The following is a 25,487-nucleotide window of genomic DNA, read 5'->3' on the forward strand; positions in this document are numbered from 1 at the left end:
TTCTGTCTGGTTTTTCTCGTAAACTGGAAGGCGAGATGGTGAAAACGCTTCCCGGTGTTCCTGCCGGTCAGGGCCAGAGGACGTCGGGGCAAGCCCCAGCTGTTCTAGCACTGTGGCTGTGTCTGGGAAGCCTGGCGGGTGCGCAGCAGACGCCACCCAGCTTGCAGGCCGCGCAGGGCCGGGTGGAGATCAGTGGTCCGGGCGGGATCTGGCAGGCCCAGAATGCTCCCGCTGAGATTACCACCCGGCTGCGGACAGGGACGGGACGCGCGGTCTTGAAAGAGGGACGCTTGGGACAGGTAATCGTCGGCAGTGCTTCCGAGTTGCGGCGCTACCGCGACGAGGCCGATCTGCTTTCAGGTCGGTTCTATCTGCGTGGGCCGGTGAGCGTGCATGTCGCCGGACGCCACCTAGTCATGGACGGTGCGGGAGAACTTCGCGTCGATCTGGGGGGCACCGAAAGGCGAGTGGCGGTGATCGCCGGACGCCTGCGGATCGCGCTAAGGGGACAGGCGATGGAGGTGGGTACGGGGCAGCAGGTCGCGCTGGACAGCGGCAGGCTCAGCGTCTTCAGGGAGACCGATCCGTGGTATGCCGCCTCGTTCCAGGGCGTGGGGGCGGCGACAGTAGAGGCCGTCCGGGGTCAGGTCAGGCTGCTGGAACGCGGAAACTCGCGGCCGGCAGGTCTGGGGGACGACCTGAAACCCGGCGCCGCGCTGAACACCGGAGCGAACGCCTGGGCCGAGATCGGGTTCACGGGTGGCGGTTACCTGCGGCTGAATGCCCAGAGCGAACTGAGCGTGGTCAGCATTGAGCGCACGGGCGCGGGCCGCGAGGTGCTGCTCAAATTGCAGAAGGGTACCGCCTGGAACGTGGTGGAAAAGGGTCAGGGCGGCTACCGCATCGACACGCCGGTGATCAGTACCGCTGTGCGCGGCACGGTCTTCCGGCTGGATGCGAACGGTCTGGTCAAAGTGTTCGACGGTCAGGTGGCACTGCCCGGTCAGGCGGCGGCGCCGGGGCGGGTCGAGGGGCTGGTCACGCCGGGTCAGCAGCGGGGTTCCGGCGGCCAACTCGCGCCGCTGCAACTGGATGCCCTGGACCGCTTCAACATCGCGCAGGACGCGTTGCGGGCGCAGCCGCTGAGCCTGACCCTGGAACTGGCGGGCCGCAGCCTGCAGGAATTAGCGCTCTCGGCCCGCAGCCTACCTGACGCGCAGGTCACGCTGACCGTGGCTGGCCAGACTGTCCCCTTAACTGGCGAGAACGGCACCTTCCGTCTGGAACGTCTGAAAACGTCACTTCCCGAGGGCAAATACACCGTAACCGTCCGCGCCCAGCGTTACGGGCAGACCCTGACGCGCCGGCAGATCCTCACAGTGGACCGCACACCTCCACAACTGAGCGGGCTGTCGGTGAGCCGTGTGGGCCGCATCCTGACCCTGAGCGGCGCAGTGACCGACGCGGCTGAGCCCCACGTCAGCCTGAGCCTTGACATTGGGGGCGAGCGGTACACCCGCACTGTAGAGACCCGTGATGGTGGCCATTTTTCCTGGTCCGTGCCGCTGCCGTCTTCCGGCGCCCCCGCCTCGCTCACCCTTCGGGACAGCGCCGACAACCGGAGTCATGTTCAGCTTCCCTGACGCCACACCGGGCCGTCCGGGCCTGACCCGTCCCCTCCGGCGCTACACCGTGCCGCTGGCGGCGCTGCTGGCGGTGGTGCTGGTCTGGACGATGCCCACGAACGCTCTGCTGTGGGACGCCCTGAACCGTGCCCTGCCCAGTCCCCCCGACGCCCGGGTGGTGGTGGTGGGCATCGACGACGCGACGCTGCGCGATTATGGACGCATCGGCAACTGGCCGCGCGAACTGTACGGGCAGGCCCTGAATACCCTGGAACAGGCCGGGGCCGCCGCCATCGGCATTGATGTGTTGCTGGGTGACCCGGCGCGTAACGACGCCGCCCTGGCCGCAGTCTTCAGCCGCCCCAATGTGGTGCTGGCGACCGCGCCGGGTGAGGCCACGACCCTGCGTCCCGACTGGCGTTCGCCCACCGGTGTCAGCGCCCTTAACCTGAGTGAGGACGGGATCGTGCGCTCGTTCCAGACCGCCTACCCGGCCCCCGATGCGCCGAACGGGCTGGCCCCCAGCTTCGCGCGACAGCTGGCCGTGGCGGCGGGACGCAGCGTTCCGCTTGATACGCACTCGCGCATCCTGCGCTACAGCGCACCTGATCCGCAGCGCCTGCCCGTGATTCCCTTCCGGGACGTGGTGAACGGCACCATTCGCTACGGCGATATTCAGAACCGGGTGGTGGTGCTGGGCCTGACTGCCAGTGGCGTGCCCGGGCCAGCGGTGCGCGACGTGACCGGTCAACCCGTGTCTGGTGTGGAATTGCAGGCGCGGGCGGTCTCAAGCCTGCTCAGCCCACCGTTTACCTCGATGCCGCTTTGGACCATCGCGCTGGTCGGGGTACTGGCCGCTGTCTCCGCCGCGCTGGCCGGGGGGTTGTGGGGCTTCTGGATCGCGCTCCTGGCCCTGGCTCTGTCTGTGCCCTACTGGCTGTTCAACACGCTGTTGCCCGGCGTCACGCTGTCGATGTGCGCGGTACTGGGCAGCGGGCTGGTCATGCTGGAACGCTGGTGGGCACTTCGCCATTCCGGCGTACGCGACCCCCTCACGGGCTTCGGCAACCGCCTGGCCTTCACACGCGCCATCGAGGGGCGCTGGCAGGGTCGTCACAACCGCCCGCTGGGCCTACTGCTGGTGGACCTCAGTGGGTTTCGTAAGGTCAATGCGACGTATGGCCACGCCGCCGGGGACGAGTTGCTGCGCGAACTGGCCGGGCGCATCATGGAACACAAACGCCGCGGCGACCTGATCTTCCGCTGGGGGCCGGACGAATTCGCCGTGCTGCTCTACAACATGCCCCCGGCCGAACTGGCGGACCTGACCCGCCGGGTGCAGCTCTCGCTGGATGCCATGTCCTACCGTGACCTGCCCCTGCGGGCCAGCGTCGGCGGAGCCAGCACCGGCCCTGAAATCAACAGCCCCACCGACCTGATTGAGGCCGCCAGCCGCAGCCGTTACCGCATCAAGTACCAGCGCGAGCAGTGGCGGGAGTAACGACTTCTGTACCGACGTCGCGCCGGAGCGTGATGCGTGCGCCCTCGCGGACGAATCCCAGCTGCTCATTCACCGCCAGCATAGGCCGATTGATGCTGTGGTTCCCGGTGCGTGAGCCCGTGAATCCCCGTTCCAGCGCGGCGCGGGCGGCGGCCAGCTTGAGCGCTAACGCAACGCCGTGCCCACGCCATTCCGGCAGGACGCCCGTCAGGCCGTTGTGGAGGATGCCGGGACGGGTGGGGATGGGGACATGCAATTCGCTTATTCCCACCCACTCGCCGTCCGGGGCCACGGCGATAAAAACGCCCTCGGGCAAGAGCTGCACGCCCGCGCGGCGTTGCCAGACCTCGAAGGGCCACACATTGATAGGAGTGGTGCTGGGCACATCGCGCAGCAGGGCGGCCACCAGGGCGTAGAGGCGGCGCTGCTGTGCCTCCCCGAAGCTCCCCAACTCCGAGAGGGGCTGGATTGTGATGCCCGCCGCTGCCACCCGCGCCTCGGTTTCGGCGAATCGGGCAAAGTCCAGTGTCCGCAGATCCAGCGTGCTGTGCCACATGCGGTCATGCTCGGCGTATCCGCGTGCCCGCAAGAAGCGGTGCTCCCACCAGTCCTCATGGACATGCGAGACAAGAACGCTGGCGCCGTGGGTCAGAGCGTGTTCCTCTGCCAGTCTCAGCAGCGTTGCGGCCAGCTCACCGCCCGCCTCGTCCGGACGGGTGCGAATCAGGACTTCCAGCCAGCCGGGATGCCCGTCCATGCGCGGCACGCCTGTTTCAGCCAGGCCCACGATCTCGCCGCCACGCAGGGCCAACAGCTGACGGTGCGGTTCGCCGGGTGTCCGGCCGGCCTCCAGGCGCTCCAGATCCTCCACCGATCTGGGCGCGTCGGGGTGGGCGGCACTCAGAAAGTCGGCCAGCTGGGGGAAATCGGCGGCGCTTCCCTCTCGGAAGTGCAGGTCTGGCAAGCTGGGTGCGGAGAAGGGGTCGGTGTGTTCCATGCGTGAAGAGAACACAGGGGCGTCCGGCGTACATCAGCCAATCGGCGGATACGCGGCAGAAAAAACCCTCTCCTATTTGCGGAGAGGGACTCAAGGGGAACGGCAGGTTTCCTAGACGGCCAGCCCCTCGGCATGCGCGCTGACCGCCCGGGTGGCGTACTTGCCGGGAGGCAGGGTGATCAGCGAGGCGTCGTTCTCGCCGAACTCGTCCACCCAGCCCACCTCGTCCAGGGCCTTCTTCCACGCGCCGATGCTCTCGTTGCGGTAGATCGAGTATGCCGCCATCCCGATCTCAGGCCCCCCACGCGCGATCACGCTCTCCACCCAAGCCCACTTGGCCGACACGTTTCGCAGTTCAGCGGTGCGGCGCAGTTCCTTTTGAATCCGCTTGAGCCGCGCCTCGATCACCCCCACGCCTGCGAAGGGATCGGCAAAGTGAGGCGTGTGACGCTTGGGCACGAAGGGCGAGATGCCCAGGGCGATCCGGTTGATGCCCGCCAACTCCTTGGTGAATGCGATCAGTTCACTGATATCGTCGTCGTTTTCCGGCCCCAGTCCGATCATCATGTAGACCTTGAGACCCGAGAAGCCCAGGTCACGGCTGATCTGCGCGGTCTTCAGCAGGTCCTCGGTGGTGATCCCTTTCTTGAGCCAGCGGCGCAGGCGTTCGCTGGGGGCGTCGGACGCCACCGTGAAGGTCCGCAGACCACCCGCCTTGAGAATCTCGGCCAGCTCGGCGTCCACCGTGTCGGCACGGATGCTGGACACGCCCAGCTTGACCCCGCGCTCGGTCAGCGTGCGCCCCACAAACTTGGTGTGCGGAAAGTCCGAGAGGGCCGCGCCCACCAGGCCCACCTTCTGCGCCCAATCGGGAATCACGTCCAGCAGCTCCTGACCGCCGTTGTTGCGGTTGGGGCCGTACATGGTGCGTGCCAGACAGAAGGTGCACGGGCGCGGACAGCCGCGCTGGGCTTCCACCAGGAACATATTGCTCAGCTCGCTGTGCGGCGTAACGATCTGGCTGTAAGCCGGCAGGAGTTCCTTGGGCGCGGTGGCCCACGTCGGCTCGTGCGTGTGCCGCGCGGGCAGAAAAATGCCGGGCATTCCGTCGATCAGGTCGTAGAAGTCCTCGCGGGAACTGGCCTCGCGCAGCGCGTCCGAAACGACCGGGACAATTTGTTCGCCGTCGCCGATCACGATCACGTCGGCGAAGGGGGTCAGGGGATACGGGTTGGAGGAGGTCAACGGCCCGCCGATCATCACGATGGCGTCGGTATTGTCGCGCTCCTCGCGCAGCGGACGCAGGCCCGCCACATCGAGCATGCGGATGATATTGGTCAGGTCCAGCTCGAAGGACACGCTCATGGCGAACAGCTCGCAGTCCCCGGCCTCGCGCCCGGTTTCCACCGTGGGGAGGGGCTGACCCAGCTTCTCGAAGGCCTCCACATCCTCGGGCAGGAAGGCCCGCTCGCAGGCCACCCCTTCCTCGTTGTTGAACATGCGGTAGATGACCTGATACCCCAACGAGGCCATGCCCACGCTGTAGCGATTGGGAAAGGCCAGCGTGACCCGCACCGGGGCATGCTTGAACATCGTGCCCGTTTCATCGTCCAGCAAAGGTTTAATCGTATTGCGCCAGTAACTCAAAACTCCTCCGGGGTGTGCGCGCAGCGGCCCCGGAAATGGCTCGGAGTCAGCACAGAGACGGGCGCGTCACAGCCGCACAGTATACCGCGTCTGGACCTGGGAAATGGGGCCTGGACCGTGAATGGCGGGCGCCTGGGAAAGGGGTTACTCCTGAGCTTTCTTGGTCCCGGCTTTCCCCTTTGCCTTCACCGTCTCACTGAAACTCGGGACCCTGTCCCCGAAGAGAGCGTAGGCGTCACAGCGCTCGCGCAGAACGCACACGCCGCACTTGGGACGGCTCCACTGGCAGACCTGCTGGCCGTGCCTGAGCAGGTTCAGGTGCAGTTCGTACAGGAATGGCGGTTCCCCGGGCAGCACCTTCAGGAGCGCGCGGTGGGCGGCCTGCTCACCCATCAGCGGAATGGCCCCGACACGGGTGGTGATGCGGTGGACGTGGGTGTCCACTGGAAAGACCGGGTGGGCGTAATTGAACAGCAGCACCAGACTGGCTGTCTTGACCCCGACGCCGGGCAGATCGGTCAGCCATTTCAGGGCGTCCTTGCTGGGCATGTCGCGCAGGAATTCCAGGTTGTAGCCGCCGGGCGAATCACGGATGCGGCGCAGAGTTTCCTGAATACGCGGAGCCTTGCTCTCGGGGTAATTGCTGCGGCGGATGGCATGAGCCACCCTTTCGGTTGGCGCGGCGATGATGGCGTCCCAGTCGCCGATCTCGCACAGCTCGTCGTAGGCGGCGGCCTCGTCCTGCCAGGTCGTGCGCTGCGACAGGATGGTGCTGATCAACTCATGCATCGGCTCGCGCCGGGGATCGAGGTGCCGGTCGCCGTACTCGGCATGCAACTCGCTCTTCATCCAGCGCAGCAGTTCAGCCCGCTCTTCTTCAGGGCGGGCCGCGTTCAGGACGGGTTCGGCTGTCATCGTCCCTGTCAGCTGTTGGGCGTCTCATCTTCTTCGACTGCGTCCCGGCTGCCCTCGGCGGGGCCGTCCTTGTCGGCAGGATCAAAATTGGGGGCCTTGCCCCGGTCCTGCTCGGGGATCGGCTGGCTCTGGCCCTCGGCGGGAGACTGGTTGGCGGGATCGTAACCTGGCTTGACGTCGTCGCTCATGCCGTCCAATCTGCGCGTCTGGCCCTGCCCCTGAGCGCGAACGGGCTAAAGAGGACTTTAGGCAGAGGCGTGGGGGCAAAAAACCGGGCCTCCCAGTGATAGGAGGCCCGGAGCGTTGTTTCGCTTGAATCGTTCAGGCGACTTGCTTTTTCTTACCCGTCGCGGCGGCGGCATTCTGATCCTGGCCCAACGCCTGCACTTCCTTCATGCGGAAGATGACCAGGCTGCCCACGAAGGTGCAGGTGACCATGCCGTGCGCATTCAGCAGGCTCAGAGCGCTCATCACGTCTTCGCGGGTCATCCGCAGCTGCTCGCTCATATACAGGGCGCTGTCGGCGCGGCCTTCCAGATAATCGCGGACCTTCTTGGCGTCACTGGTTAGCGGAGTGGCAGGCACGTCGGCCAGACCGGGATCGGCCAGACCGTACACGGCGCGGGTGCCGGTCCCGGGCAAGCGACGGACCCGGCCCTGATCGAGCAGGCTCGCCAGAGCGGCGCGCAGGTGAGAAAGGGCCAGACCGGTGGTCTTGGCCAGTTCGGTTTCAACCCATTCAGGTTTGCTGTCCAGGGCGCTCAGCACCAGCTTTTCGTTGGCGCGGCGGGTTTCCTGCAGATCTTCGAGGGTGGGGGGATTAAACATTCAGTGTCCTCCGGACGGGAATTTCAGCAGCGGCGCATCAACCATTCCCAGAGCACCGTCACAAATTCCAAAGAAGCGGTTCTTCGTGTGGATCGACCCAATACAACACTAGTCGTCAATGATGGCGGCGTGGATGCGCTCCTGGGCGCAACTTTCCTATTGTCACATACTTTTTCTCATCTTGGATGAGGGTTAGGGGTGATGACCTTGAGACATTGGGGTGCCATGGAGCGATAAGGCGGCAATGCCAATTGACAGTTGAGTCAAGGAAGCCATACTCTATAGTCAAGGAGGATTGACATGACGCTCATTCTGTCTTCGTCTGAACCGCTCTCACGGCGCGGTGGTCCGGCTTCACCTCACTCGGAAAAGGTGATCCGGCTCTTTTCTGCCGTCGCAGCAGCCACCAAGAGTGTGGCTCTGACAATGTTGCACGGTGTTTTTTTAACCCCATGCCTCCACAAGTCAACCGTTCCACCTTTTCAGGTCGTCAAAAGATTACGACAGAGCACCGCATTCCAAGATCAAGGAGGCTTGACATGACCCCACAGCCCTCTCGCTCCCTTCTTCCGCGGGGCACCCGGGAGCAGCAGGTGGGGCGCCTGTCGCTCGTCATGGCCCTGACTGGAGGGGGGCTTGCCGTACTGGGTGCCGTGCTGGTGGCCGTGGGCCAGGGTGGGCAAGGCGAACTGTTCAGCCTGGTCAAGGGAATGGGCTTCGGCATCCTCTCGGCGCTGCCGCTGTTTTTCGCCGCGCTGACTGTCCGGGCCGTGCTGTTGATGGACGAGTACATGCGCGCCCTGCAGATGCAGGCCACCAGCATCGCTTTCCTGATCACGATGGTGGTGGCGGGCGGACTGATCGCCATGGAAGCGGCCTTCAAATTTCAGACCCCCTCCTTTGTTTACTACGCCGTGGGCATGCTGAGCTGGGCCGTGGTCTCGGCGGTGTTAGGCCTGCGAAACCGGGAGGCGTAAGGACTGTGGACAACCACATTCGCCGCCTGCGTACGGCGCGGCAGTGGACCCAGGCGGACCTGGCCGCCGAACTCGATGTCAGCCGCCAGACCGTCAACGCGCTGGAAACCGGCAAGTACGATCCCAGCCTGCCGCTGGCCTTCCGCATCGCACGGCTGTTCGGGAGGACCATCGAGGAGATTTTCACGGACCCGGACCGGCCCAGAGAATCCACCGCGCCTGCCCCCCCCGTCAAGGAACCGGGCTATGACCACCAGACCCGCGTCGCCACCGCCCTGAACGAACTGGACATCCTGCGTGAGCTGGGCGAACAGGGCTGGGAACTGAGTGGGGTAGAACTGGGCGAACTGTCCTTCCGCCGCGCTGCCAGCCTGCCTGACGCTCCTCCCCGCTGGCTGTACCAGCGCCTCAGTGGGGCGCTGAGCGTCGGCCAGCGCAATGAACTGTTGCAGCAGGGCTGGACGCCAGTGGACGGCTCGCCGGGCGCCGTCCATTACTTCAAGCGGCCCCTGCCGTAAAGGTCTGCGGCAACCCACTTTCCTCCATGCGCGTATTGCTCCACAGGAGACCCATGACCCAACCCCAGACCATGTTGGATATCGATAACGTGACCAAGACCTACGGCAAGTTCACGGCCCTCAAGGGTGTGTCCCTGCGTGCCCCGGAAGGCGAAGTGTTCGGCCTGCTCGGGCCCAACGGCGCCGGTAAGACCACGTTGCTGCGGATTCTCGCCACCCTGTTGCAGCCCACTTCCGGCACGGCGGCGGTGGCCGGTTACGACGTGCTGCGCCAGCCCGAGGAAGTGCGACGCCGCGTGGGCGTGGTCAACGGCGGCATGGGCCTGCCCGCCCGCCTGACCGGGCGCGAGGTTCTGCGTTCTTTTGCCGGGCTGTACGGCATGGGCCGCGCCCAGACCGAGACCCGCATTGCCGAGCTGGACGCGCAACTGGAACTGGGACGCACCCTGGATGTGCGCGCCGGGGACTACAGCACCGGAATGAAACAGAAGGTGGTGATCGCCCGCGCCGTCATTCAGGACCCACCCGTGCTGATTCTGGACGAAGCGGCCAGCGGCCTGGACATCTTCGCCCGGCGCACGCTGCTCGATTTTGTCCTCGCCACCCGTGCGCCGGGGCGGCTGACCCTGTATTCCACCCACGTCATGTCCGAGGCCGAGGAGGTCTGTGACCGCGTGGCCATCCTGCACGAGGGGCAATTGCTGACGGTGGGCCGCATCCCTGACATTCTCGGGCAGACCGGGCAGGCCAATCTGGAACGCGCCTTCTTCTCGCTGGTGCGTGGGGGTGAGCAGCGTGCGGTCTGAGGGGCGCCCTTCTCAGGGCATCCGCTCGAACATGGTCTGGCGGATCGCCACCCGCGATCTGCTGTCTACCCTGCGGGACCGCCGCACCCTGAGCGCCACCATTCTCATGCCGTTGATCCTGATTCCAGCGCTGTCGCTCGGCCTGCCCCTCCTGCTGGGCAGCTTTATCGGTGGGCAGCAGCAGGAGCGGCAGAAGGTGGGCGTGGTGGGCACCCTGCCCCAGGAGTTACGCACCGCACTGGAGCAGGATGAGAAGGTCAATGGCAAGACGGTGCGCGCAGGCGTCACCCTTGTTTCCGTCAAGGACCCGACACAGGCGGTGCAGTCCGGCGATGTGGAGGCCGCGATCCAGGCGCCTACAGCGCTGCCCACCCGCGCCGGAGAGGGCAGCGCCGCGCTGGAGGTCTACGCCAAGCTCAGCAGCTTGCGGGCTCAGGCCGGGGCCTACGGCAAAGTGCAGGACGTGGTAGACAGCTACAACCGCACATTGACCCTGGACCGCTTGGAGGGCCTGGGCCTCGGCGCGGACACCCTGACGCCCGTGACCATCAAATCCATTGACGCCAGCCCCGCGCAGGAGCAGCGCAGCGGACAACTGGCCTTCCTGATCCCTTTCCTGATGCTCCAGTTCATCCTGTCGGGCGGTATGGCCACCGCCATCGACGCCACCGCCGGGGAGAAGGAACGCGGCACCCTGGAAAGCCTGCTGGTCTCTCCGGTGCGCCGCGCCGAGGTGGTCACCGGCAAGTTGCTGGCGACCACCATCACGGCCCTGACCAGCGCGTGCTTCAGCGTGGTGGGCTTCGTGATCAGCGGGCTGGTGGCCGCCATGTTCGTGAACAACAGAGACGGCCTGGGGGCGGAGATCACCAGCTCAATGGGTGGACAGCTGACCCTGACCCCCGGTGGCACGCTGGGCATGCTGGGGCTGGCCGCCAGCGCCGCCCTGATCATCAGCGCCGTCCTGATCGCCATTGGCATTTACGCCCGCAGTTTCAAGGAGGCGCAGACGTACATCGCCCCGCTGACGTTGGTGATCGTGCTGCCCGCCGTGATGCTGCAATTCGCCGATTTCCTAACCCTGAACACCGCCGTGTACGCCGTGCCGCTGTTCGGGTCGATGGTCTCCATCCTAAACATCGTCAAGGGCGCGGCGCAGGCGGACCAGATCCTGCTCGCCATCCTCGCCAACCTGATCGGCGCGGCCCTGCTGTCGCTGCTGGCCCTGCGCTCGTTCGGGCGGGAGGAAGTGATCTTCAGGAATTGAATGGACGAAAGCTCGGGCCGCCTCCCACGCACTTCAGCTTGAACGCGCGGGAGGCGGCCCGCTTTTCGGGTGCGGACTTTACCGCTGCCCGGCCCAGAAAGCGTCAAGCGCCGCCTTGACCTCCGGCATCTTCTCGAACTGCGGCAGGCCATCAGTGCCCTCGATCCGTACGGCCCTCACGCCGTCCTGCTGCGTGAACTGTTGCAGGCGGTCAAAGCTGACGAAGCCGTCCTGGTCGTAGAGGACGATTACCGGAATGGTCAGCTTGCTGTACAGCTCACCGTAAGCGTCATCAGTAAACAGCTGTCCACTGATGAAGTACACCGGGGCGTACTTCGCACCCGGCTGGCGGCTGGTGTCCAGCGAGTACGCCACCAGTCCGCTCTCCACTGGTCCCCGGAACGAGCGACTCAGGAAGAATTCAATGCTGGGTTTCGTCCGCAGCGCAGCGTACAGCGGCGTGCTGACCGCGTTCAGCCGGTCATACAGTTTCCTGCCGCCGTCTTCCGCATTGGCCTCCTGCGTGCCGCCGCGCGGTTGACCCAGGCCGCTGGGGCTGATCAGCGCCAGACTGCGGATACGCGGCTCACTCAGCGCGGCGCGGGCGGCGAACTCGCTGCCCAGGCTGAGGCCCACCACGTCCACCTCTGTCCCGATTTGCGCCACCAAGGCATTCAGGGAACGGGTCATCAGCTCCTTGGTGTACGTCGTGTCCGGGCGGGCGCTGCTGCCAAATCCAGGCCACTCCAGCGCGTAGACCGGGCGGGTGCCCACGTAGGCGTCCCACACCGGTTTCATCTCGTAGGCGCTGGCGGCGGCGTTCACGCTGGGGGTCAGCACCAGCGGGCGGCCCTCACCGCGCGTGTCGGCGTAGTACGCCACCTGTCCGAAGCCAGGCAACTCTAGGTATTTCCGCTCGCCGCTCACGGCAGGCCGCAGGTCGGCGGTGGCCCTGGCGTCTGGCACGGCCGCCGTGGTGGCCGTGGGAGCGCAGGCGGCCAGGCCGACGGCCACCGCTCCGGCCAGCAGGATCAGGGCGACGGTCTTGCGGTTGATCTTCATCCTTTTATCCTGATCGGCGGGGAGAGAAACTGTCTGTTTGCCGCCGTACGGTTCCCTTCACGTTCGGCCACTGCTGTTTCGGCCCGTCTGTGTTCCGGGCCGCTAGACTGCGGCCTGATGCGTCCTGACCTGCTGTCCCGCGTGCTGTCGCTGTTGCCCGATTCCGGGACACGCCCCGAATACCAGCAGTACCACGAGATGTTGCGCGATTACCCCCAGCGCGGTGGCAAGGGCATTCGCAGCGAACTGTTGCTGGCCAGTGCCCGCGCGCACGGCGTTGGCCAGGAGACCCCGGAGTGGGAGGCGGCCCTGTGGCTGGCCGCCGCGCTCGAACTGTTCCAGAACTGGGTGCTAATCCACGACGACATTGAGGACGACTCGGAAGAAAGGAGAGGTCAGCCCGCGCTGCACCGACTGCACGGCGTGCCTCTGGCGATCAACGCCGGGGACGCCCTGCACGCCTACATGTGGGCCGCCGTCCACCGCGCGGACGTGCCCGGCACCATGCCTGAGTTCCTGAACATGATCCACCACACCGCCCAGGGTCAGCACCTGGATCTGTGCTGGGTGGAGGACCGCCGCTGGGATCTGGTGGAAGACGATTATCTGGAGATGGTGCGCCAGAAGACCGCCTACTACACGGTGGTCATTCCGTTGCGGCTGGGGGCACTGGCAGCGGGTGTGGCGCCGTCCGAACAGTTCACTCCGGCAGGGCTGGCCCTGGGGACGGCTTTCCAGATCCGGGACGATGTCCTGAATCTGGCGGGCGACGCGGCCAAGTACGGCAAGGAAATCGGTGGCGACCTGCTGGAGGGCAAGCGGACCATGATCGTGCTGCACTGGCTCCGAACGGCCCCCGATGCCCAGCGGCAGGCTTTTCTCACCCAGATGGGCCTCAACCGCCCGGACAAGGATCTTCAGATGGTTGCTGACATTCACCGCTGGCTGCTGGAGAGCGGCAGTGTGAACTATGCCCAGGACTACGCTCATGCCCAGGCTGAGGAGGGGCTGGCGCTGCTGTCGCAGGCTTTCCAGCACGCACCAGACCAGGTGGCTGCAGCCGAGATGCTGGCTGCCATGCGCGAACTGGCCACGCGTGAGGCCTGAAAGATAAAGACCCTGTCAATTGCGACGCGAATCGTGGGACCGGAAATTTATCGGCTGGAACAGCGTTGAAGCAGCTCTTAACGCACGGCTCTCACAGGGCCACGCGTCCAGTATTTACAGACCTCACCACCAACCTAACGCTCGTTAGGTAAACTGGGGGTATCTCAGGAGGTACTTCCTATGACCCAATCCAACAGCCACATTGCACCGAATGAAACCGCCGAGCAGCACGCCGCCTTCGAGGCCCGCATTGAGCGCGGTGAGAAGATCGAGGCTGGCGACTGGATGCCTGCCGAGTACCGTCGTCAGCTGATTCGTATGATCTCGCAGCATGCGCACAGCGAGGTGGTGGGCATGCTTCCCGAGGGCGAGTGGATTACCAGCGCCCCCACCCTCAAACGCAAGACCATTCTGATGGCCAAGGTGCAGGACGAGGCCGGGCATGGGCAGTACCTCTATCACGCGGCCGAGACGCTGGGGGCCACCCGCGAGGACATGATCGACGCGTTGCTGACCCGCCGCGCCAAGTACAGCTCCATCTTCAACTACCCCACCATGAGCTGGGCCGACGTGGGCATGATCGGCTGGCTGGTGGACGGCGCGGCCATCAAGAACCAGACCATGCTGGCCGGCGCCAGCTACGGTCCCTACAGCCGCGCCATGGTGAGGATCTGCAGCGAGGAAACCTTCCACCACAAGCAGGGCAAGGAGATGATTGTGGCCTACGCTCAGGGCACGCCTGACCAGCGCGAGATGGCTCAGGACGCCCTGAACCGCTGGTGGTGGCCCGCACTGATGATGCTGGGGCCGCACGACGCCGACAGCCCCAACACCGGCATCATGAGCCGGTGGGGCGTGAAGCTCAAGACCAACGATGAGGTGAGGCAGGAGTTCATCAACGAACACGCTCCCGAACTGCTGGAGGCCGGGCTGACCATCCCCGATCCCGACCTGCATCAGGACGAGAACGGCAACTGGAAACACGGCCCGATCAACTGGGACGAGTTCTGGGCTGTGATCAAGGGCGAGCGTGGTCTGGGTCAGGAACGTCTGGCCACCCGTCAGGCCGCCCATGATGATGGGGCCTGGGTCCGCGAGGCGTTGCAGGCGTACACGGATCGGCAGCGGGCCGTGGCGGCGGACTGAAACCGGGAGGTGGGGGGGCCACCAGCCCCTTCCTGTTCGACCCTTCTGCCTCGCTCCACACGCCCAACCAAAGGACATCCATGACCCAAGTTCATCCCGAGACCCAGTGGCCACGCTGGGAAATTTTCAAGCAGGACAGCGAGAAACGTCCGTATCAGGCAGTGGGGAGCGTCCATGCCGGCGATCCTGATCATGCCCTGTTGACTGCCCGCAACGTGTTCGTGCGTCGCCCCGCCGCCGTCAGCCTGTGGGCGGTGCGCGAGGCCGACATCCTGATCGCCACGCCGGAAGAGGCCGCGTCTCGTCCGGAATTGTTTCAGACGCCAGGTGAGGCCGAGACCTACCACGTGGGTGTCAAGAAGTCCCACAAGCGCAGCATGACCTTCGTCGATCTGGTGGGGACGGTGGACGCCAGCGGCCCCGGCGACGCCCTGCGACAGGCAAAGGAACAACATGCCGACGCTCTGGCGTGGCTGGTCTTTCCCTCCTCGGCGATCGTCCGCACAGATGACGATCCTGGCACTGTGGAAAGCTGGTTTGCTCCGGCCAGGGACAAAACCTACAAGCAACAGCAGTATTACGGCGTGATCGGCAAGCACGTTGGCGAGCTGAAACGCAGTGGGCGCATGCCTGGCCGCGCCACCGAGGAAGCACCTGGGGCCGGTCACAGGGGCGATGACCATCCACACGACGCGTTCCCTGCCGAACAGACCGCGCATGAGGTGAAGCGATGACCGCGTCCGTCCCCGTCCTTTCTGACACGCAGCAGGTGGTCCTGATCCGCAAGCTCACGGCCCTGGCCGACGATGAGATCATCCTGGCGCAGCGCGGCGGTGAGTGGACCGGCCACGCCCCGATTCTGGAAGAGGACATTGCGCTGGCGAACATCGCGCAGGACGAGCTGGGTCACGCGGGGCTGTATCTGGAACTGCGCCGTGCGCTGGACGGCCATGATCCGGACGCGCTGGCCTTCACCCGCAGCGCCGACGAGTTCACATGTGCCCGCTTCGTGGAACTGCCCAAGGGTGACTGGGCCTTCACCATGCTGCGCCAGTATCTATATGACGCCTACGAGGCGCTGTGGCTGGACGCGGCCCGCCAGAGCAGCTATGAGCCGCTGGCCGAGGTAGCGAACAAGGCCTTCCGCGAGGAACGCTTCCATCTGCAGCACACCGCTCTGTGGGTGGAACGGCTGGCGCTGGGCACCCCGGAAAGCATGCGCCGCACGCAGGCCGCCCTCAATGCCCTGTGGCCGTTTGTCGGACAGCTCTTTCAGCCGGTGACGGGTGAGGACGAATTGCTGGCGGCGGGTGTGCTGCCTGACCTGGATGCCGTCAAGACCCGCTGGGACGGTCTGGTTCTTCCTCACCTGACCGTTCAGTGCGGCCTGAGCCTGCCACCCGCTGGAGCCGAGCAACCCGGACGTGACAGCCACACCGAATATCTCGTGCCACTGCTGGAGGAGATGCAACGGGTGTACCGCGCCCACCCCGACGCGGAGCTGTGGTAAGCGCCCTCTGAGCCAATCTAAAGGAGTCAACATGACTGCCCCCCAATCCCAACTCACCCCGCAAGCCATCTGGGCCGCGCTGGACGGGGTCCCAGATCCCGAAATCCCCGTTGTGTCCGTGACCGACATGGGCATGGTCAGGGACGTGCAGATCGGGGAGAGTGGCGCGGTGACGGTGACGTTCACCCCCACCTTCAGCGGTTGCCCGGCCCTGCACGTGATCCGCGACAGCATCGGGCAGGCGGTGCGTGAGCTGGGGGCGTCGGCGGTGGAGGTCAGGAGCACCCTGACGCCGCCGTGGACGACGGACTGGATCAAGGACGACGCCCGCGAACGCCTGCGCCAGTACGGCATCGCCCCGCCCGCCCCTGCCGAGGACGGCCTGATTCAGCTCCAGGCCGACGCCACCCGCTGCCCCCGGTGCGGAAGTTTCGATGTGCGGATGACTGGCAGCTTCGGCCCAACCCTGTGCAAGCGGCTGTATGTCTGCGAGGCGTGTAAGGAACCATTTGAGGGCTTCAAGAGCATGTAGGACCTTTGAAGGCACAGAATGAATGCGCCCTCCTCATTTGCGAGGAGGGCGCATTCATTCTGTGCTCCTGTCTCAGGCCACGCCCTTCAAAGCCCCGTCCAGCAACAGATCCAGCCGCTGCTCGGTAAAGGGACGCTTGCCTTCCACCAGGCCGTTCTGCCCGGCATGCAGGTGCCAGTGCTTGCTGCCACCCATCAGGCGCAGGCTGACCCCTTTCAGGTCTGCGTGCCGGGGGCTCACCGCCGCCACGATCAGGGGTTGTCCGGCCACACCCACGCTCACGCTCATTACAGTGGTGGGCAGGTCGTAGGGACGCTCCATGCGGTAGATGTAGTCGGGGAAGTCGGCCACCTTCTCGAAGGTCAGCCCACGTGCGGCGGCTCCGGCCTCCAGCCAGCCGAGCAATTCCATCCACTGCGTATACAGCGCCGAATCGGATACGTGTGCCATGTTGTGGGGCAGCATAGCGCAGCCACCAGGCGTTTCTGCAGAGGCGAAGGAAAAAGGAACGGAGGCGCAAGAGGAAACCATGCGGCGAATCATCGTGATCGGCACCACCGGCAGTGGCAAGACCACCCTGGCGCAGGCTGTTGCCGCCAGACTCGGCCTGCCGCACGGCGAGCAGGACAGTTGGAACCATCTGGCCGGCTGGCAGGAGGCGCCGCTGTCCCAGTTCCGCGCGGCGGTGGAGACCTTCACCGCCCAGCCCGCCTGGGTGATGGACGGCAACTACACCAAGGCGCGGGATATAGGCTGGGCGCGGGCCGACACGCTGGTGTGGCTGGATTACCCTGGGCAGGTGGTGTTCTGGCGCGTGCTCAGCCGAACGTTCCGGCGGGTGCTGGGCCGACAGGAGTTGTGGAACGGTAACCGCGAGACCTGGCGAGGAGCCGTGCAGGCCGACGCGCCGCTGCGGTGGCTGTTCAGAACGCACTGGCGCCGGCGCCGGGAAACGCCGGGGCTGGCCGCCAGTTACTCGAATCTGACCCTGATCCGCTTGCGCTCCCCGCGCGAGGCGCAGCGCTGGCTCCAGAGCCTCACTCCTGCAGGAGAATCCGCCCGCCCGCCGCGTCCAGCGTGACCTTACCGCCGCGTAAACCTTGTCCGCTCAGGGCATCGCGCCACTCGCCCGCAGGCAGGGTCAAGCTGACGTGATGGGCCTCTGGCCGGCGACTGGCCAGCACCACGGCCCGCTCCGTGCGCCCGTCGCGGTGCGTGTACTCGCGCAGAAAGGCTATAGCGTCAGCCTCGGCGTGCAGGAAGCTCAGCGAACCTTCCTGCAAGACGTGGGTCTGGCGGCGCAGGTGGATGAGCGCCCGCACCCTGGCGCGCAGCTCTGCATCCCACTTTGCCTCGTCCCAGGGCATCGGCTCGCGGCACCACGGCATGTTGCCGGGGCGGCTCTGGGTCACGCCTACCTCTGAACCGTAATACGTGCACGGCACGCCCGCATAGCCCATCAGCAGCGTGCAGGCCGCCAGAAATTTGGTGCGGTCATTCCCGACGCGGAACATGGCCCGGCCGATGTCGTGGGATTCGAGCAGGTTGAACATGCTCAGCGCCACCTGCGGCGGCAACGCGTGGTAGGCGTCCCACAGGATGTCGGCCAGTTCGGTGCCGTCCAGGCGGCTGGGTTCGCCGTAGTACGTGGCGCCTGCGATCCACTGCACCACCGGCAGACCGAAGCCGTGGTAGTTCATGCTGGCGTCCTCGCCCGTGCCGTCCAGCGCATGTTCGGGGTCGTAGAAGCGTTCGCCGAATACGTAGGCGTCGGCCCGTTCCTCGCGCGCCGCCCGCTTGAGGATGCGGTGCAGCGGCAGGTTGTCCTCGTCGGTGCCGCCTGCCCCGATCATGTGGGCCACGTCCAGTCGCCAGCCGGAAGCGCCGCGCCGCAGCCAGTGGCGCACCACACTTTCCTCGCCGTCCAGAAACTCCTGCGCCGCGTATTCGTTGCGGTAGTCGATCTTGGGCAGCGTCGGCACGTCGAAAAACGAATGATAGGGAGGCTTGCCCGCCTCGTCGCGCCAGCTGAACAGGGCACGCTGCGGCGAGCTTTCATCGTCCAGCGCCGCCTGAAACAGCGCATTCTCGTTGCCCATGTGGTTGAACACGCCGTCCAGCACGATATGTATCCCCGCCGCGTCAGCCGCTGCCGTCAGCTCATCCCAGGCCACGTCGCCGCCCAGATGCGGATCGACGTGGCGGTAGTCGGTGATGTCGTAGCGGTGGTTGCTGGGCGAAACGAAGATGGGCGTCAGCCACAGCGCATTCACGCCCAGATCGCTCAGGTAGGGCAGCGCCTGTGTCACCCCGTTCAGATCGCCGCCGTAGTGACCGTGAATGTCGCCCCAGGCGTCCACGGGCTGGTCCCAGGGCACATGTTCTACCTCGCGCCCCGCATAGATGTATTCGCCAGTCTGCACGTCATTGCCCGGGTCGCCGTTGCGGAAGCGGTCCGGGAAGATCTGGTAGAAGACGCACTTCCAGGCCCATTCGGGGGCCACGTAGCCGGCCAGATACTGGAACCAGTTGCGGAAGCCCCGGCGGGTGTGGTGCAGGCCCAGCGCCGTCAGATTCAGATGATCGTCCGGCAGGTTCAGCTGCCAGGCGTAGCGCACCCGTGAGTCGTGGACGGGCAGTTCGGCCTCAAACCAGCGTCCTTCGCCCTCCATACCCGTGATTTCATGTGCCCCGGTCAGTTCGATTTCACCCACGCGCACGAAGCGCAGGCCCACGGACTGCACGGGCAGGGTGGTTCTCAGCCTGAGCCGGACGGTTTCGCCCTTGGCAGCGCCAAGGCGTTCGGTGTAGGCAGGGGTGTGGTCATGCTGGGCGTTGAGCGTCATAGGGGTCATGTGTCCTCCGAATGGACCGCGCGGCACGGCCTTTCCCGGATGTCTGGGGAAGAGGTCGTGCCGCGCGGCGGGCAAGCGTTGCCTGTGGGTTGTGTACCGTCTGCCCAACAGTCTGGCGGCGTATGCGCCACAGGTCAAGCCTGCTTCAGCTTGCAATCCTGCTTTCTACATGTAACACTCTCTCTGTTCAAAAACTCTACAGGTGGCAGTCGTTCGCAGGTCAGACCTGACGGCTGAAAGGAGGTCTGCCTCTGCTCCAACCGATTGCCAGCGCCCGTGTTGTGGACGTGGTGCGAGATCAGCTTCGTTCCGCGATCCTGGCCGGAGAGCTCGCCCCGGGGTCCCGCCTGAGCGTGCCGGAACTTGCCCGCCAGCTGGGCGTCAGCCGCTCGCCGGTGCGCGAGGCGGTGCTGCTGCTGGTGGGCGAGGGACTGGCGGTGGAGCAGTCGCGCCGGGGCGTGGAGGTCGCGCGGCTGGAACTGTCTGACGTTCTGGAGCTCTACGAATTACGGATGGCGCTTGAAAGTCTGGCCGCTCGCCACGCTGCCGAGCGCATGACCCAGACCGATCTGGCGGCGCTGCGCGGCGTGCTGGACGCCCAGGGCGCGGCGGCGGTGGGGGACGCCCGCCGCTACCGCGAGCTGGACCTGCGCTTTCACGAGATCGTCTCGCAGACCTGCGGCAACGCCCGGCTGGCCCGCCACGCTGCCATGCTGGCCCGCGAGATGCGGCTGGCCGGTCCGTTGCTGGTCAACGAGCCCTGGCACCTGCGCCGCAGTCACGAGGAACACCGCACCATTGAACGCGCCCTGCGCCAGCGCGACGGCCCCGCCGCCGAGAGCGCCATGCGCGATCACCTGAGCCGCGTGGCCCAAAGCGTGCGTCACCACCACACTCCACCAAATCCCTGACCTCAACTGCCGACACTGAGCTCGGCCTCACAAGGAGAACCACATGCGTCCATTGAGTCAAAAGACTGTTCTGTTCACCCTCGCCCTCACCCTGGCCGCCACTGCGGGTGCGCAGGACACCATCAAGGTGGGCGCGATCACCTCGGTCACCGGGCGCTTCGCAGAGTTCGGCAAGATGCAGCTCGCGGGCTTCAAGGTGGGCGTGGCGGAAGTGAACAAGCGCGGCGGCGTGCTGGGCAAGAAGCTGGAACTGATCATCGAGGACAACGCCAGCGACGTGAACAAGGGGCTGGCCGCCGCCGAACGCCTGGTGAACGCGGGGGTGCCGCTGGTGCTCAACGAGTACTCCTCCAGCCTGGTCAAGGCGCAGGCGCAGTACCTGGCCCGCCAGAAGGTGCCGAACCTGGTGATCACATCCAGCGGCGACGACATCACCAAGCCGGGCAGCGACTACATCTTCCGCCTGAACCAGCCGGCCAGCGCATATGCCCAGGTGATTCTGGATCTCTTCAAGGCCAATAAGTTCAAGAGCATGGCGATCATCGCCGGGACGGGCTCGTTTGAGAAGAGCGTGGCCGACGCCGCCAACCGCATTGCCAAGGATTTTGGAATCACCGTGGTGGAAGACCAGCGCTACGACAAGGGCCTGACCGACTTCCGCCCGGTGCTCAATCGCATCAAGGCCAAGAACCCCGACGGAATCCTGATGGTCAGCTACGCCGAGGACAGCGTCGCCCTGATGCGTCAGGCCCGCGAGGTGGGCGTCAAGCCACGCCTGTTCGCCGGCGGCGCGGCTGGATTCGCGCTGCCCGATTTCATCAAGGACAGCGGCGCCGCCGCTGAGAACGTCGTGACCGCCACCGCCTGGATTCCGCAGCTGCGCTACGCCGGAACGCAGAAACTGAACGTCGATCTCAAGAAGGCGCTGGGCGGCGAGGACCCCAGCTACCACGCGGCGCAGGCTTACGCGGGCGTGCTGACCGCTGCCGCCGCGATCAACAAGGCGGGCAGCACCGACCGCGAGAAGGTCAAGGCCGCGCTGGGCACGGTCAACCTTCAGACCGCCTTCGGCCCGATCCAGTTCAAGAACTACGACGGGTTCACGAACCAGAACCCGCTGGAAATGGTGGCGCAGCAGGTGCAGAAGGGAGCCTTCGTGCCGGTGTACCCCAAGTCGGTCGTTCCGCGCGCGCTGACCTTCGAGCGCAAGTAAGGTCAACCGGAAGTGGTCCGTGGTGGAGGGCCGGGCGTTTTCCCCACGGACCATTGACCGTTCTTTGAGGAGGAATCCTATGCGTCCAATCCAGACCCTGACCGCCCTCGCCCTTCTTTCTTTCACTCTTGCCTCCGCGCAGGGCACCATCAAGATCGGGGCCGTCACCAGTCTGTCGGGGCGTTTTGCCACCTTCGGGGCCATGCAGCAGGCGGGCTTCAAGGTGGCCGTAGACGAGATCAACGCCAAGGGCGGCATCAACGGTCAGAAGCTTGAACTGCTGCTGGAGGACGATGCCAGCGACACCAACAAGGCGCTGAACGCCGCCGAGAAACTGGTCAACGAGAGGGTACCGCTGGTGATCGGCGCGTACAGCAGCGGGGTCACCAAGCCGCTGTCGCAGTACATGGCGCGGGTCAAGGTGCCGCTGCTCGTGGCCACTGCCATCGACGAGACCATCACCAAACCGGGCAACGCCTACACGTTCCGCGTCAACAACCAGAGCAGCGTCTATACCCGCAGCCTGATTACTGAGCTCAAGCGCATCGGCGGCATGAAGACGGCAGTGGTGCTGACCAGCAACGACGCCTTCGGCAAAAGTGTGCTGACCGACGCCACCAAGCTGCTGCCTGCCGCCGGATTTACCGTGCTGAGCAAGGACACCTACGACAAGGGCCTGACCGACTTCCGCCCGCTGCTGAACCGCTACAAGGGGCAGAACCCCGACGTGGTGATCTTCGCCAGCTACGAGGAGGACGCCGTGGCCCTGGCCAAGCAGGTCAGGGAAACTGGGCTGTCCCCCAGGATGATCGCTGGAATTGCCACCGGTTTTGCCCTCCCCGACTTCCTGAAGGGCGCGGGCAGCACCGCCGAGAACTTCCTGGTCACCATGGTCTGGAACGCCGACGTGAAGTATCCGGGCGCCGCCAGCCTGTACACCCGCCTGAAAACGGCGCTGGGCGGCGAGGAGCCCTCACAACATGCCGCGCAAAGTTACGCGGCGGTGCTCGCCGCAGCCGACGCCATCAAACGCGGCGGCAGCGATCCCGAGAAGGTGAGGGCGGCGCTGGAGAGCACCAAGCTCAATACAGCTTTCGGTCCCGTCACCTTCCGCGACTACGCGGGTTACCAGAACCAGAACAGCGTTGTTGGGCTGATCACGCAGGTGCAGGGCGGCAAATTCGTGACCGTTGGCCCGGCCAGCGCGGCGACCGGGAAAGTCGTCCTGCCCAGGAAGTAGGGGGGACAGGGCAGTCTCTGGCCTGCCGGGTGGCTCCCTCCCATTCCCCCAGCCCTCATGACCGCCCACATTCCACTCAAGGAGCCCAACCAATGGATCAAGTCGCCGTCACGGCGTTTTTTCAAACCCTGGTGCAGGGACTGCTGACCGGGGGGCTGTACGCCCTGATCGGCACCGGCCTGAGCCTGATCTTCGGCGTCATGAAGATTATCAATTTCGCGCACGGCGACTTTCTGGCGATCGGTATGTTCATCACGCTGGCGCTGTTCAAGGCCTTCAACCTTGATCCGTACCTGAGCCTGCTGGTGGCCGCCCCGTTCGGCTTCGCCCTGGGCTACCTCATCCAGCGGTTCGTGCTGGCGCGGCTGGGGGACCGGCTGGGCGAGGGCAGCCTGCTCGCCACGCTGGGACTGGGGCTGATCATCAGCAACACGCTGCTGCTGGGCTTTGGCGCGCAGCCGCAGAGCATCAACGTGCCGTACGCCATCAACACCCTCAAGTTCGCGGGCGTGCAGGTCAGTGTGTCGCTGCTGATCGCCGGACTGGGAACGGTGCTGGCCATCTCGGCGCTGAATCTGGTGCTGTACCGCACCGAACTGGGCCGCGCCATCCGCGCCACGGCGCAAAACCCCCTGGGCGCAGAGTTGCAGGGCGTCAAGACCTCCAATATCCAGGCCATCGTGTTCGGCGTAGGTGTCTCCTTCGCCGCCATCGCGGGCGTGCTGCTGATGCCGCTGCTGTACACCTTTCCCACAGTGGGCGAGAATTACGTGACCAAGGCGTTCATCGTGACCGTGCTGGGCGGCCTGGGCAACCTGCCGGGGGCCGTCGTGGGCGGGCTGGTGCTGGGCGTGATCGAGTCGCTGGGCGCGTTCTACATCAGCAACAACTACCGCGACGCCTACGGTCTGATCGTGTTCCTGCTGGTGCTGCTGCTGCGGCCTGAAGGGTTGTTTGGGAGGACGGTGAAGCGGGTATGACCGCCCTCGCGCCCACCTCCGCCGCGCGTCCCCGCGCGCTGACCTTTGGCAACGTGTGGCTGAGCGCCGTGCTTGTCGCCATCCTGTTCATCTACCCGTTCGTGTTCGGCAAGACCCTGAACTTCGGGATTTCCACGCTGCTGTTCGCCGGTTTCGCCATGAGCTGGAACATTCTGGGTGGCTGGGCCGGGCAGACCAGCCTGGGCCACGCGGCCCTGCTGGGCATCGGGGCTTACAGCATGACGCTGCTGGCGACGCCCGAACGGTTGCCCCCGTTCCTGTCCTCGCCGCTGGCCCCGTGGTGGGGCACGTTGGTCGGAATGGTGGTCGCGGTAGCGGTGGCGGCGGTGTGGGGCTGGTTGACCTTCCGGCTGCAGGGTTCGTATTTCGCTCTATCGACCATTGCGGTGGCGCTCGTCATTCGTCTGATCGCCATCAACTCCAACTGGACCGGTGGTGCGGAAGGGCTGTTCATGCCGGATCTGCCGCGCCCGTTTGGCCTGGATCTGTTTGACCGCAAGGTGGAGTACTGGCTGGCCTTCGCCTTCGTGCTGCTGACCCTGGTCATCACGCACCTGATCCGCCGCTCGCGCATGGGGTACGCGCTGCAGGCCGTGCGCGAGGACGAGGACGGCGCGCGGGCGCTGGGGATCGATCCGGCCCGCATGAAACTGCTGGCCTTCATGCTCAGCGCCGCGCTGATGGCCCTGGGCGGCAGCCTGTACGCCCTGTACCTGCAGGCCTTCGAACCGCACACCATTCTGGAACTGCCCCTGAGCATCCAGATCGCGCTGCTGGCGATCATCGGCGGGCGCACCACCATCCAGGGGCCGCTGATCGGGGCGCTGGTGCTGAGCATCTTCGGTGAGGTCTTCCGCAACGTGTTCAGCAGCGCCAACCTGCTGATCTACGGCGTGCTGATCCTGCTGGTGACGCTGTTCGCGCCCAGCGGCATCATGGGTCTGTTTCAGCGCGCCGGCAGCAAGCTGGGGACGGCGCGATGACGGCGCCTTCCCTGACGAAGCTTCCGGGCGAGCCCGTTCACGCGTCCTCCGGCCCGCCGATCCTGAAGGCCGAGAACATCACCGTGCGTTTCGGCGGGGTGGTGGCGGTTAAGGACATCTCGCTGGCGGTGCGGCCCGGCGAGATCCTGGGCCTGATCGGGCCGAACGGGGCGGGGAAGACCACCCTCTTCAACGCGCTGACCGGCTTCGTGCGTCCCAGCGAGGGGCGGGTGCTGTACAACGGGCGGGACATCACCACCATGCCGCCGCAGGCCCGCGCCAAGCTGGGGATGGCCCGTACCTTTCAGGTCGAGCGCCCCTTCGAGGACCTGAGCGTGCTGGAGAATGTGCTGGTGGCGGCCTTCCTGAAATACAGGGGAGGCCGGGCCGAGGACCACGCCTACGCCGTGCTGGAGCGTGTGGGCCTAGCTGACCGTGCCACCCAGCCTGCCTCGCAGCTGAACCTCGCGCGTCGCCGCCGCCTGGAACTGGCGAAGGTGCTGGCGCTGGAGCCGAAGGTTCTGTTTCTGGATGAGAGCATCGCGGGCCTGAACCCGCCGGGGCAGCAGGAGATGGTGGCGCTGATCCGCACGCTGGCAGGGTCGGGCCTCGCCATCGTGATGGTGGAACACATCATGCACGTGATCATGAGCCTGTCCGATCACGTCATCTGCATGGCTTTCGGCGAGCTGCTGGCCGAGGGCGACCCGCACGCGGTGGCCGCGCACCCGGACGTGATCCGGGCGTATCTGGGGGATGACAATGACTAGAGGGTGGAAGACGCCGCGTCAAACCTTCAAATGGTTTAACCTTCTCGCCGCTCTGTCTTTTGCCATTGTCCAGTTC

General features: G+C 65.6%; 25 protein-coding genes and 1 pseudogene. 18 read left to right on the top strand and 8 right to left on the bottom strand.

The window, feature by feature from the left end; genetic code table 11:
- Window positions 1–35: 35 nt before the first annotated feature.
- Together HNQ08_RS05325 and HNQ08_RS05330 are read left to right on the top strand one after the other, a co-directional pair.
- Window positions 36–1,643 carry a FecR domain-containing protein gene (locus HNQ08_RS05325; RefSeq protein ID WP_184128100.1) on the top strand — a complete coding sequence of 536 codons (1,608 nt, stop codon included), beginning with the start codon at window positions 36–38 and terminating at the stop codon, window positions 1,641–1,643.
- On the top strand, window positions 1,627–3,126 hold the full coding sequence (locus HNQ08_RS05330; protein WP_184128102.1) for a CHASE2 domain-containing protein: 1,500 nt from the start codon (window positions 1,627–1,629) through the stop codon (window positions 3,124–3,126). Before HNQ08_RS05325 ends, HNQ08_RS05330 begins: the two co-directional genes overlap by 17 nt.
- On the opposite strand, the gene HNQ08_RS05335 is transcribed toward HNQ08_RS05330, so the two are convergent.
- From HNQ08_RS05335 to HNQ08_RS05355, 5 genes are all read right to left on the bottom strand, one after another.
- Window positions 3,095–4,123, bottom strand: coding sequence for a GNAT family N-acetyltransferase (locus HNQ08_RS05335; protein ID WP_229789703.1), 1,029 nt, complete (start codon window positions 4,121–4,123; stop codon window positions 3,095–3,097). The two genes, HNQ08_RS05330 and HNQ08_RS05335, sit on opposite strands and share 32 nt — an antisense overlap.
- A gap of 111 nt (window positions 4,124–4,234) precedes the next feature.
- A complete protein-coding gene (locus HNQ08_RS05340; RefSeq protein ID WP_184128104.1) occupies window positions 4,235–5,770 on the bottom strand; it encodes a B12-binding domain-containing radical SAM protein in 1,536 nt (511 codons plus the stop codon).
- Window positions 5,771–5,914: 144 nt separating this feature from the next.
- A complete protein-coding gene (locus tag HNQ08_RS05345; protein WP_184128106.1) occupies window positions 5,915–6,685 on the bottom strand; it encodes a monofunctional DNA glycosylase in 771 nt (256 codons plus the stop codon).
- 8 nt (window positions 6,686–6,693) lie between these two features.
- Window positions 6,694–6,873: a hypothetical protein gene (locus tag HNQ08_RS05350; RefSeq protein WP_184128109.1), complete on the bottom strand. Its 180-nt coding sequence runs from the start codon at window positions 6,871–6,873 to the stop codon at window positions 6,694–6,696.
- A 133-nt stretch (window positions 6,874–7,006) separates the two neighbouring features.
- Entirely contained in the window at window positions 7,007–7,513 is a 507-nt protein-coding gene (locus HNQ08_RS05355) for a transcription initiation factor IIE subunit alpha family protein (RefSeq protein ID WP_184128111.1), read from the bottom strand.
- Between the two features lie 539 nt (window positions 7,514–8,052).
- On the opposite strand from HNQ08_RS05355, the gene HNQ08_RS05360 reads away from it, so the two are divergent.
- From HNQ08_RS05360 to HNQ08_RS05375, 4 genes and pseudogenes are all read left to right on the top strand, one after another.
- Window positions 8,053–8,490, top strand: a complete 438-nt coding sequence (locus tag HNQ08_RS05360; protein WP_229789702.1) for a hypothetical protein — start codon at window positions 8,053–8,055, stop codon at window positions 8,488–8,490.
- Window positions 8,491–8,495: 5 nt separating this feature from the next.
- Window positions 8,496–8,681 (top strand): annotated as a pseudogene (locus tag HNQ08_RS05365) (helix-turn-helix transcriptional regulator); the annotation flags it as partial.
- A 398-nt stretch (window positions 8,682–9,079) separates the two neighbouring features.
- Window positions 9,080–9,814, top strand: coding sequence for an ABC transporter ATP-binding protein (locus HNQ08_RS05370; protein WP_184128955.1), 735 nt, complete (start codon window positions 9,080–9,082; stop codon window positions 9,812–9,814).
- A gap of 31 nt (window positions 9,815–9,845) precedes the next feature.
- Complete coding sequence (locus HNQ08_RS05375) at window positions 9,846–11,081, top strand: ABC transporter permease (RefSeq protein ID WP_184128958.1); 1,236 nt, start codon at window positions 9,846–9,848, stop codon at window positions 11,079–11,081.
- A gap of 78 nt (window positions 11,082–11,159) precedes the next feature.
- Here HNQ08_RS05375 and HNQ08_RS05380 read toward each other — a convergent pair whose 3' ends face one another.
- On the bottom strand, window positions 11,160–12,143 hold the full coding sequence (locus HNQ08_RS05380) for an alpha/beta fold hydrolase (protein WP_184128113.1): 984 nt from the start codon (window positions 12,141–12,143) through the stop codon (window positions 11,160–11,162).
- Window positions 12,144–12,260: 117 nt separating this feature from the next.
- Here HNQ08_RS05380 and HNQ08_RS05385 point away from each other — a divergent pair, with 117 nt between their 5' ends.
- From HNQ08_RS05385 to paaD, 5 genes are all read left to right on the top strand, one after another.
- Window positions 12,261–13,250 (top strand): polyprenyl synthetase family protein, encoded by a 990-nt coding sequence (locus tag HNQ08_RS05385; protein ID WP_184128115.1) that lies wholly within the window; start codon window positions 12,261–12,263, stop codon window positions 13,248–13,250.
- Window positions 13,251–13,430: 180 nt separating this feature from the next.
- Window positions 13,431–14,396 carry a 1,2-phenylacetyl-CoA epoxidase subunit PaaA gene (gene paaA, locus HNQ08_RS05390; protein WP_184128117.1) on the top strand — a complete coding sequence of 322 codons (966 nt, stop codon included), beginning with the start codon at window positions 13,431–13,433 and terminating at the stop codon, window positions 14,394–14,396.
- An 80-nt stretch (window positions 14,397–14,476) separates the two neighbouring features.
- A complete protein-coding gene (locus HNQ08_RS05395) occupies window positions 14,477–15,130 on the top strand; it encodes a phenylacetic acid degradation protein (protein WP_184128119.1) in 654 nt (217 codons plus the stop codon).
- Window positions 15,127–15,906, top strand: a complete 780-nt coding sequence (gene paaC / locus HNQ08_RS05400; protein WP_184128121.1) for a 1,2-phenylacetyl-CoA epoxidase subunit PaaC — start codon at window positions 15,127–15,129, stop codon at window positions 15,904–15,906. Before HNQ08_RS05395 ends, paaC begins: the two co-directional genes overlap by 4 nt.
- A gap of 31 nt (window positions 15,907–15,937) precedes the next feature.
- Window positions 15,938–16,438, top strand: coding sequence for a 1,2-phenylacetyl-CoA epoxidase subunit PaaD (gene paaD / locus HNQ08_RS05405; RefSeq protein WP_184128123.1), 501 nt, complete (start codon window positions 15,938–15,940; stop codon window positions 16,436–16,438).
- Window positions 16,439–16,510: 72 nt separating this feature from the next.
- On the opposite strand, the gene HNQ08_RS05410 is transcribed toward paaD, so the two are convergent.
- Window positions 16,511–16,888: an NADH-quinone oxidoreductase subunit 15 gene (locus HNQ08_RS05410; protein WP_184128126.1), complete on the bottom strand. Its 378-nt coding sequence runs from the start codon at window positions 16,886–16,888 to the stop codon at window positions 16,511–16,513.
- A gap of 79 nt (window positions 16,889–16,967) precedes the next feature.
- On the opposite strand from HNQ08_RS05410, the gene HNQ08_RS05415 reads away from it, so the two are divergent.
- Window positions 16,968–17,519: a EutP/PduV family microcompartment system protein gene (locus tag HNQ08_RS05415; RefSeq protein WP_184128128.1), complete on the top strand. Its 552-nt coding sequence runs from the start codon at window positions 16,968–16,970 to the stop codon at window positions 17,517–17,519.
- Here the strand turns inward: HNQ08_RS05415 and HNQ08_RS05420 are convergent.
- Window positions 17,476–19,293, bottom strand: coding sequence for an alpha-amylase family glycosyl hydrolase (locus HNQ08_RS05420; protein ID WP_184128130.1), 1,818 nt, complete (start codon window positions 19,291–19,293; stop codon window positions 17,476–17,478). The genes HNQ08_RS05415 and HNQ08_RS05420 overlap by 44 nt on opposite strands.
- 290 nt (window positions 19,294–19,583) lie before the next feature.
- Here HNQ08_RS05420 and HNQ08_RS05425 point away from each other — a divergent pair, with 290 nt between their 5' ends.
- From HNQ08_RS05425 to HNQ08_RS05450, 6 genes are all read left to right on the top strand, one after another.
- Window positions 19,584–20,204 carry an FCD domain-containing protein gene (locus HNQ08_RS05425; RefSeq protein WP_229789701.1) on the top strand — a complete coding sequence of 207 codons (621 nt, stop codon included), beginning with the start codon at window positions 19,584–19,586 and terminating at the stop codon, window positions 20,202–20,204.
- A 43-nt stretch (window positions 20,205–20,247) separates the two neighbouring features.
- A complete protein-coding gene (locus HNQ08_RS05430; protein WP_184128132.1) occupies window positions 20,248–21,417 on the top strand; it encodes an ABC transporter substrate-binding protein in 1,170 nt (389 codons plus the stop codon).
- 79 nt (window positions 21,418–21,496) lie between these two features.
- Window positions 21,497–22,657 carry an ABC transporter substrate-binding protein gene (locus tag HNQ08_RS05435; protein WP_184128134.1) on the top strand — a complete coding sequence of 387 codons (1,161 nt, stop codon included), beginning with the start codon at window positions 21,497–21,499 and terminating at the stop codon, window positions 22,655–22,657.
- 92 nt (window positions 22,658–22,749) lie between these two features.
- A complete protein-coding gene (locus HNQ08_RS05440) occupies window positions 22,750–23,637 on the top strand; it encodes a branched-chain amino acid ABC transporter permease (RefSeq protein ID WP_184128136.1) in 888 nt (295 codons plus the stop codon).
- Window positions 23,634–24,641, top strand: coding sequence for a branched-chain amino acid ABC transporter permease (locus HNQ08_RS05445; RefSeq protein ID WP_184128138.1), 1,008 nt, complete (start codon window positions 23,634–23,636; stop codon window positions 24,639–24,641). Before HNQ08_RS05440 ends, HNQ08_RS05445 begins: the two co-directional genes overlap by 4 nt.
- A complete protein-coding gene (locus HNQ08_RS05450) occupies window positions 24,638–25,411 on the top strand; it encodes an ABC transporter ATP-binding protein (RefSeq protein ID WP_184128140.1) in 774 nt (257 codons plus the stop codon). The genes HNQ08_RS05445 and HNQ08_RS05450 overlap by 4 nt, the downstream gene beginning before the upstream one ends.
- Window positions 25,412–25,487: the final 76 nt, after the last annotated feature.

The sequence above is a fragment of the Deinococcus humi genome (genome assembly GCF_014201875.1).
GTDB classification, from domain to species: domain Bacteria; phylum Deinococcota; class Deinococci; order Deinococcales; family Deinococcaceae; genus Deinococcus; species Deinococcus humi.

Excerpts from the sequence above, each read along its gene's own strand:
- HNQ08_RS05325 (WP_184128100.1), top strand. The coding sequence starts at position 36 with ATGGTGAAAACGCTTCCCGGTGTTCCTGCCGGTCAGGGCCAGAGGACG.
- HNQ08_RS05330 (WP_184128102.1), top strand. The coding sequence starts at position 1,627 with ATGTTCAGCTTCCCTGACGCCACACCGGGCCGTCCGGGCCTGACCCGT.
- HNQ08_RS05335 (WP_229789703.1), bottom strand. The coding sequence starts at position 4,123 with ATGGAACACACCGACCCCTTCTCCGCACCCAGCTTGCCAGACCTGCAC.
- HNQ08_RS05345 (WP_184128106.1), bottom strand. The coding sequence starts at position 6,685 with ATGACAGCCGAACCCGTCCTGAACGCGGCCCGCCCTGAAGAAGAGCGG.
- HNQ08_RS05350 (WP_184128109.1), bottom strand. The coding sequence starts at position 6,873 with ATGAGCGACGACGTCAAGCCAGGTTACGATCCCGCCAACCAGTCTCCC.
- HNQ08_RS05355 (WP_184128111.1), bottom strand. The coding sequence starts at position 7,513 with ATGTTTAATCCCCCCACCCTCGAAGATCTGCAGGAAACCCGCCGCGCC.
- HNQ08_RS05360 (WP_229789702.1), top strand. The coding sequence starts at position 8,053 with ATGACCCCACAGCCCTCTCGCTCCCTTCTTCCGCGGGGCACCCGGGAG.
- HNQ08_RS05370 (WP_184128955.1), top strand. The coding sequence starts at position 9,080 with ATGTTGGATATCGATAACGTGACCAAGACCTACGGCAAGTTCACGGCC.
- HNQ08_RS05375 (WP_184128958.1), top strand. The coding sequence starts at position 9,846 with ATGGTCTGGCGGATCGCCACCCGCGATCTGCTGTCTACCCTGCGGGAC.
- HNQ08_RS05380 (WP_184128113.1), bottom strand. The coding sequence starts at position 12,143 with ATGAAGATCAACCGCAAGACCGTCGCCCTGATCCTGCTGGCCGGAGCG.
- HNQ08_RS05385 (WP_184128115.1), top strand. The coding sequence starts at position 12,261 with ATGCGTCCTGACCTGCTGTCCCGCGTGCTGTCGCTGTTGCCCGATTCC.
- paaA (WP_184128117.1), top strand. The coding sequence starts at position 13,431 with ATGACCCAATCCAACAGCCACATTGCACCGAATGAAACCGCCGAGCAG.
- HNQ08_RS05395 (WP_184128119.1), top strand. The coding sequence starts at position 14,477 with ATGACCCAAGTTCATCCCGAGACCCAGTGGCCACGCTGGGAAATTTTC.
- paaC (WP_184128121.1), top strand. The coding sequence starts at position 15,127 with ATGACCGCGTCCGTCCCCGTCCTTTCTGACACGCAGCAGGTGGTCCTG.
- paaD (WP_184128123.1), top strand. The coding sequence starts at position 15,938 with ATGACTGCCCCCCAATCCCAACTCACCCCGCAAGCCATCTGGGCCGCG.
- HNQ08_RS05410 (WP_184128126.1), bottom strand. The coding sequence starts at position 16,888 with ATGGCACACGTATCCGATTCGGCGCTGTATACGCAGTGGATGGAATTG.
- HNQ08_RS05415 (WP_184128128.1), top strand. The coding sequence starts at position 16,968 with ATGCGGCGAATCATCGTGATCGGCACCACCGGCAGTGGCAAGACCACC.
- HNQ08_RS05420 (WP_184128130.1), bottom strand. The coding sequence starts at position 19,293 with ATGACCCCTATGACGCTCAACGCCCAGCATGACCACACCCCTGCCTAC.
- HNQ08_RS05430 (WP_184128132.1), top strand. The coding sequence starts at position 20,248 with ATGCGTCCATTGAGTCAAAAGACTGTTCTGTTCACCCTCGCCCTCACC.
- HNQ08_RS05435 (WP_184128134.1), top strand. The coding sequence starts at position 21,497 with ATGCGTCCAATCCAGACCCTGACCGCCCTCGCCCTTCTTTCTTTCACT.
- HNQ08_RS05440 (WP_184128136.1), top strand. The coding sequence starts at position 22,750 with ATGGATCAAGTCGCCGTCACGGCGTTTTTTCAAACCCTGGTGCAGGGA.
- HNQ08_RS05445 (WP_184128138.1), top strand. The coding sequence starts at position 23,634 with ATGACCGCCCTCGCGCCCACCTCCGCCGCGCGTCCCCGCGCGCTGACC.
- HNQ08_RS05450 (WP_184128140.1), top strand. The coding sequence starts at position 24,638 with ATGACGGCGCCTTCCCTGACGAAGCTTCCGGGCGAGCCCGTTCACGCG.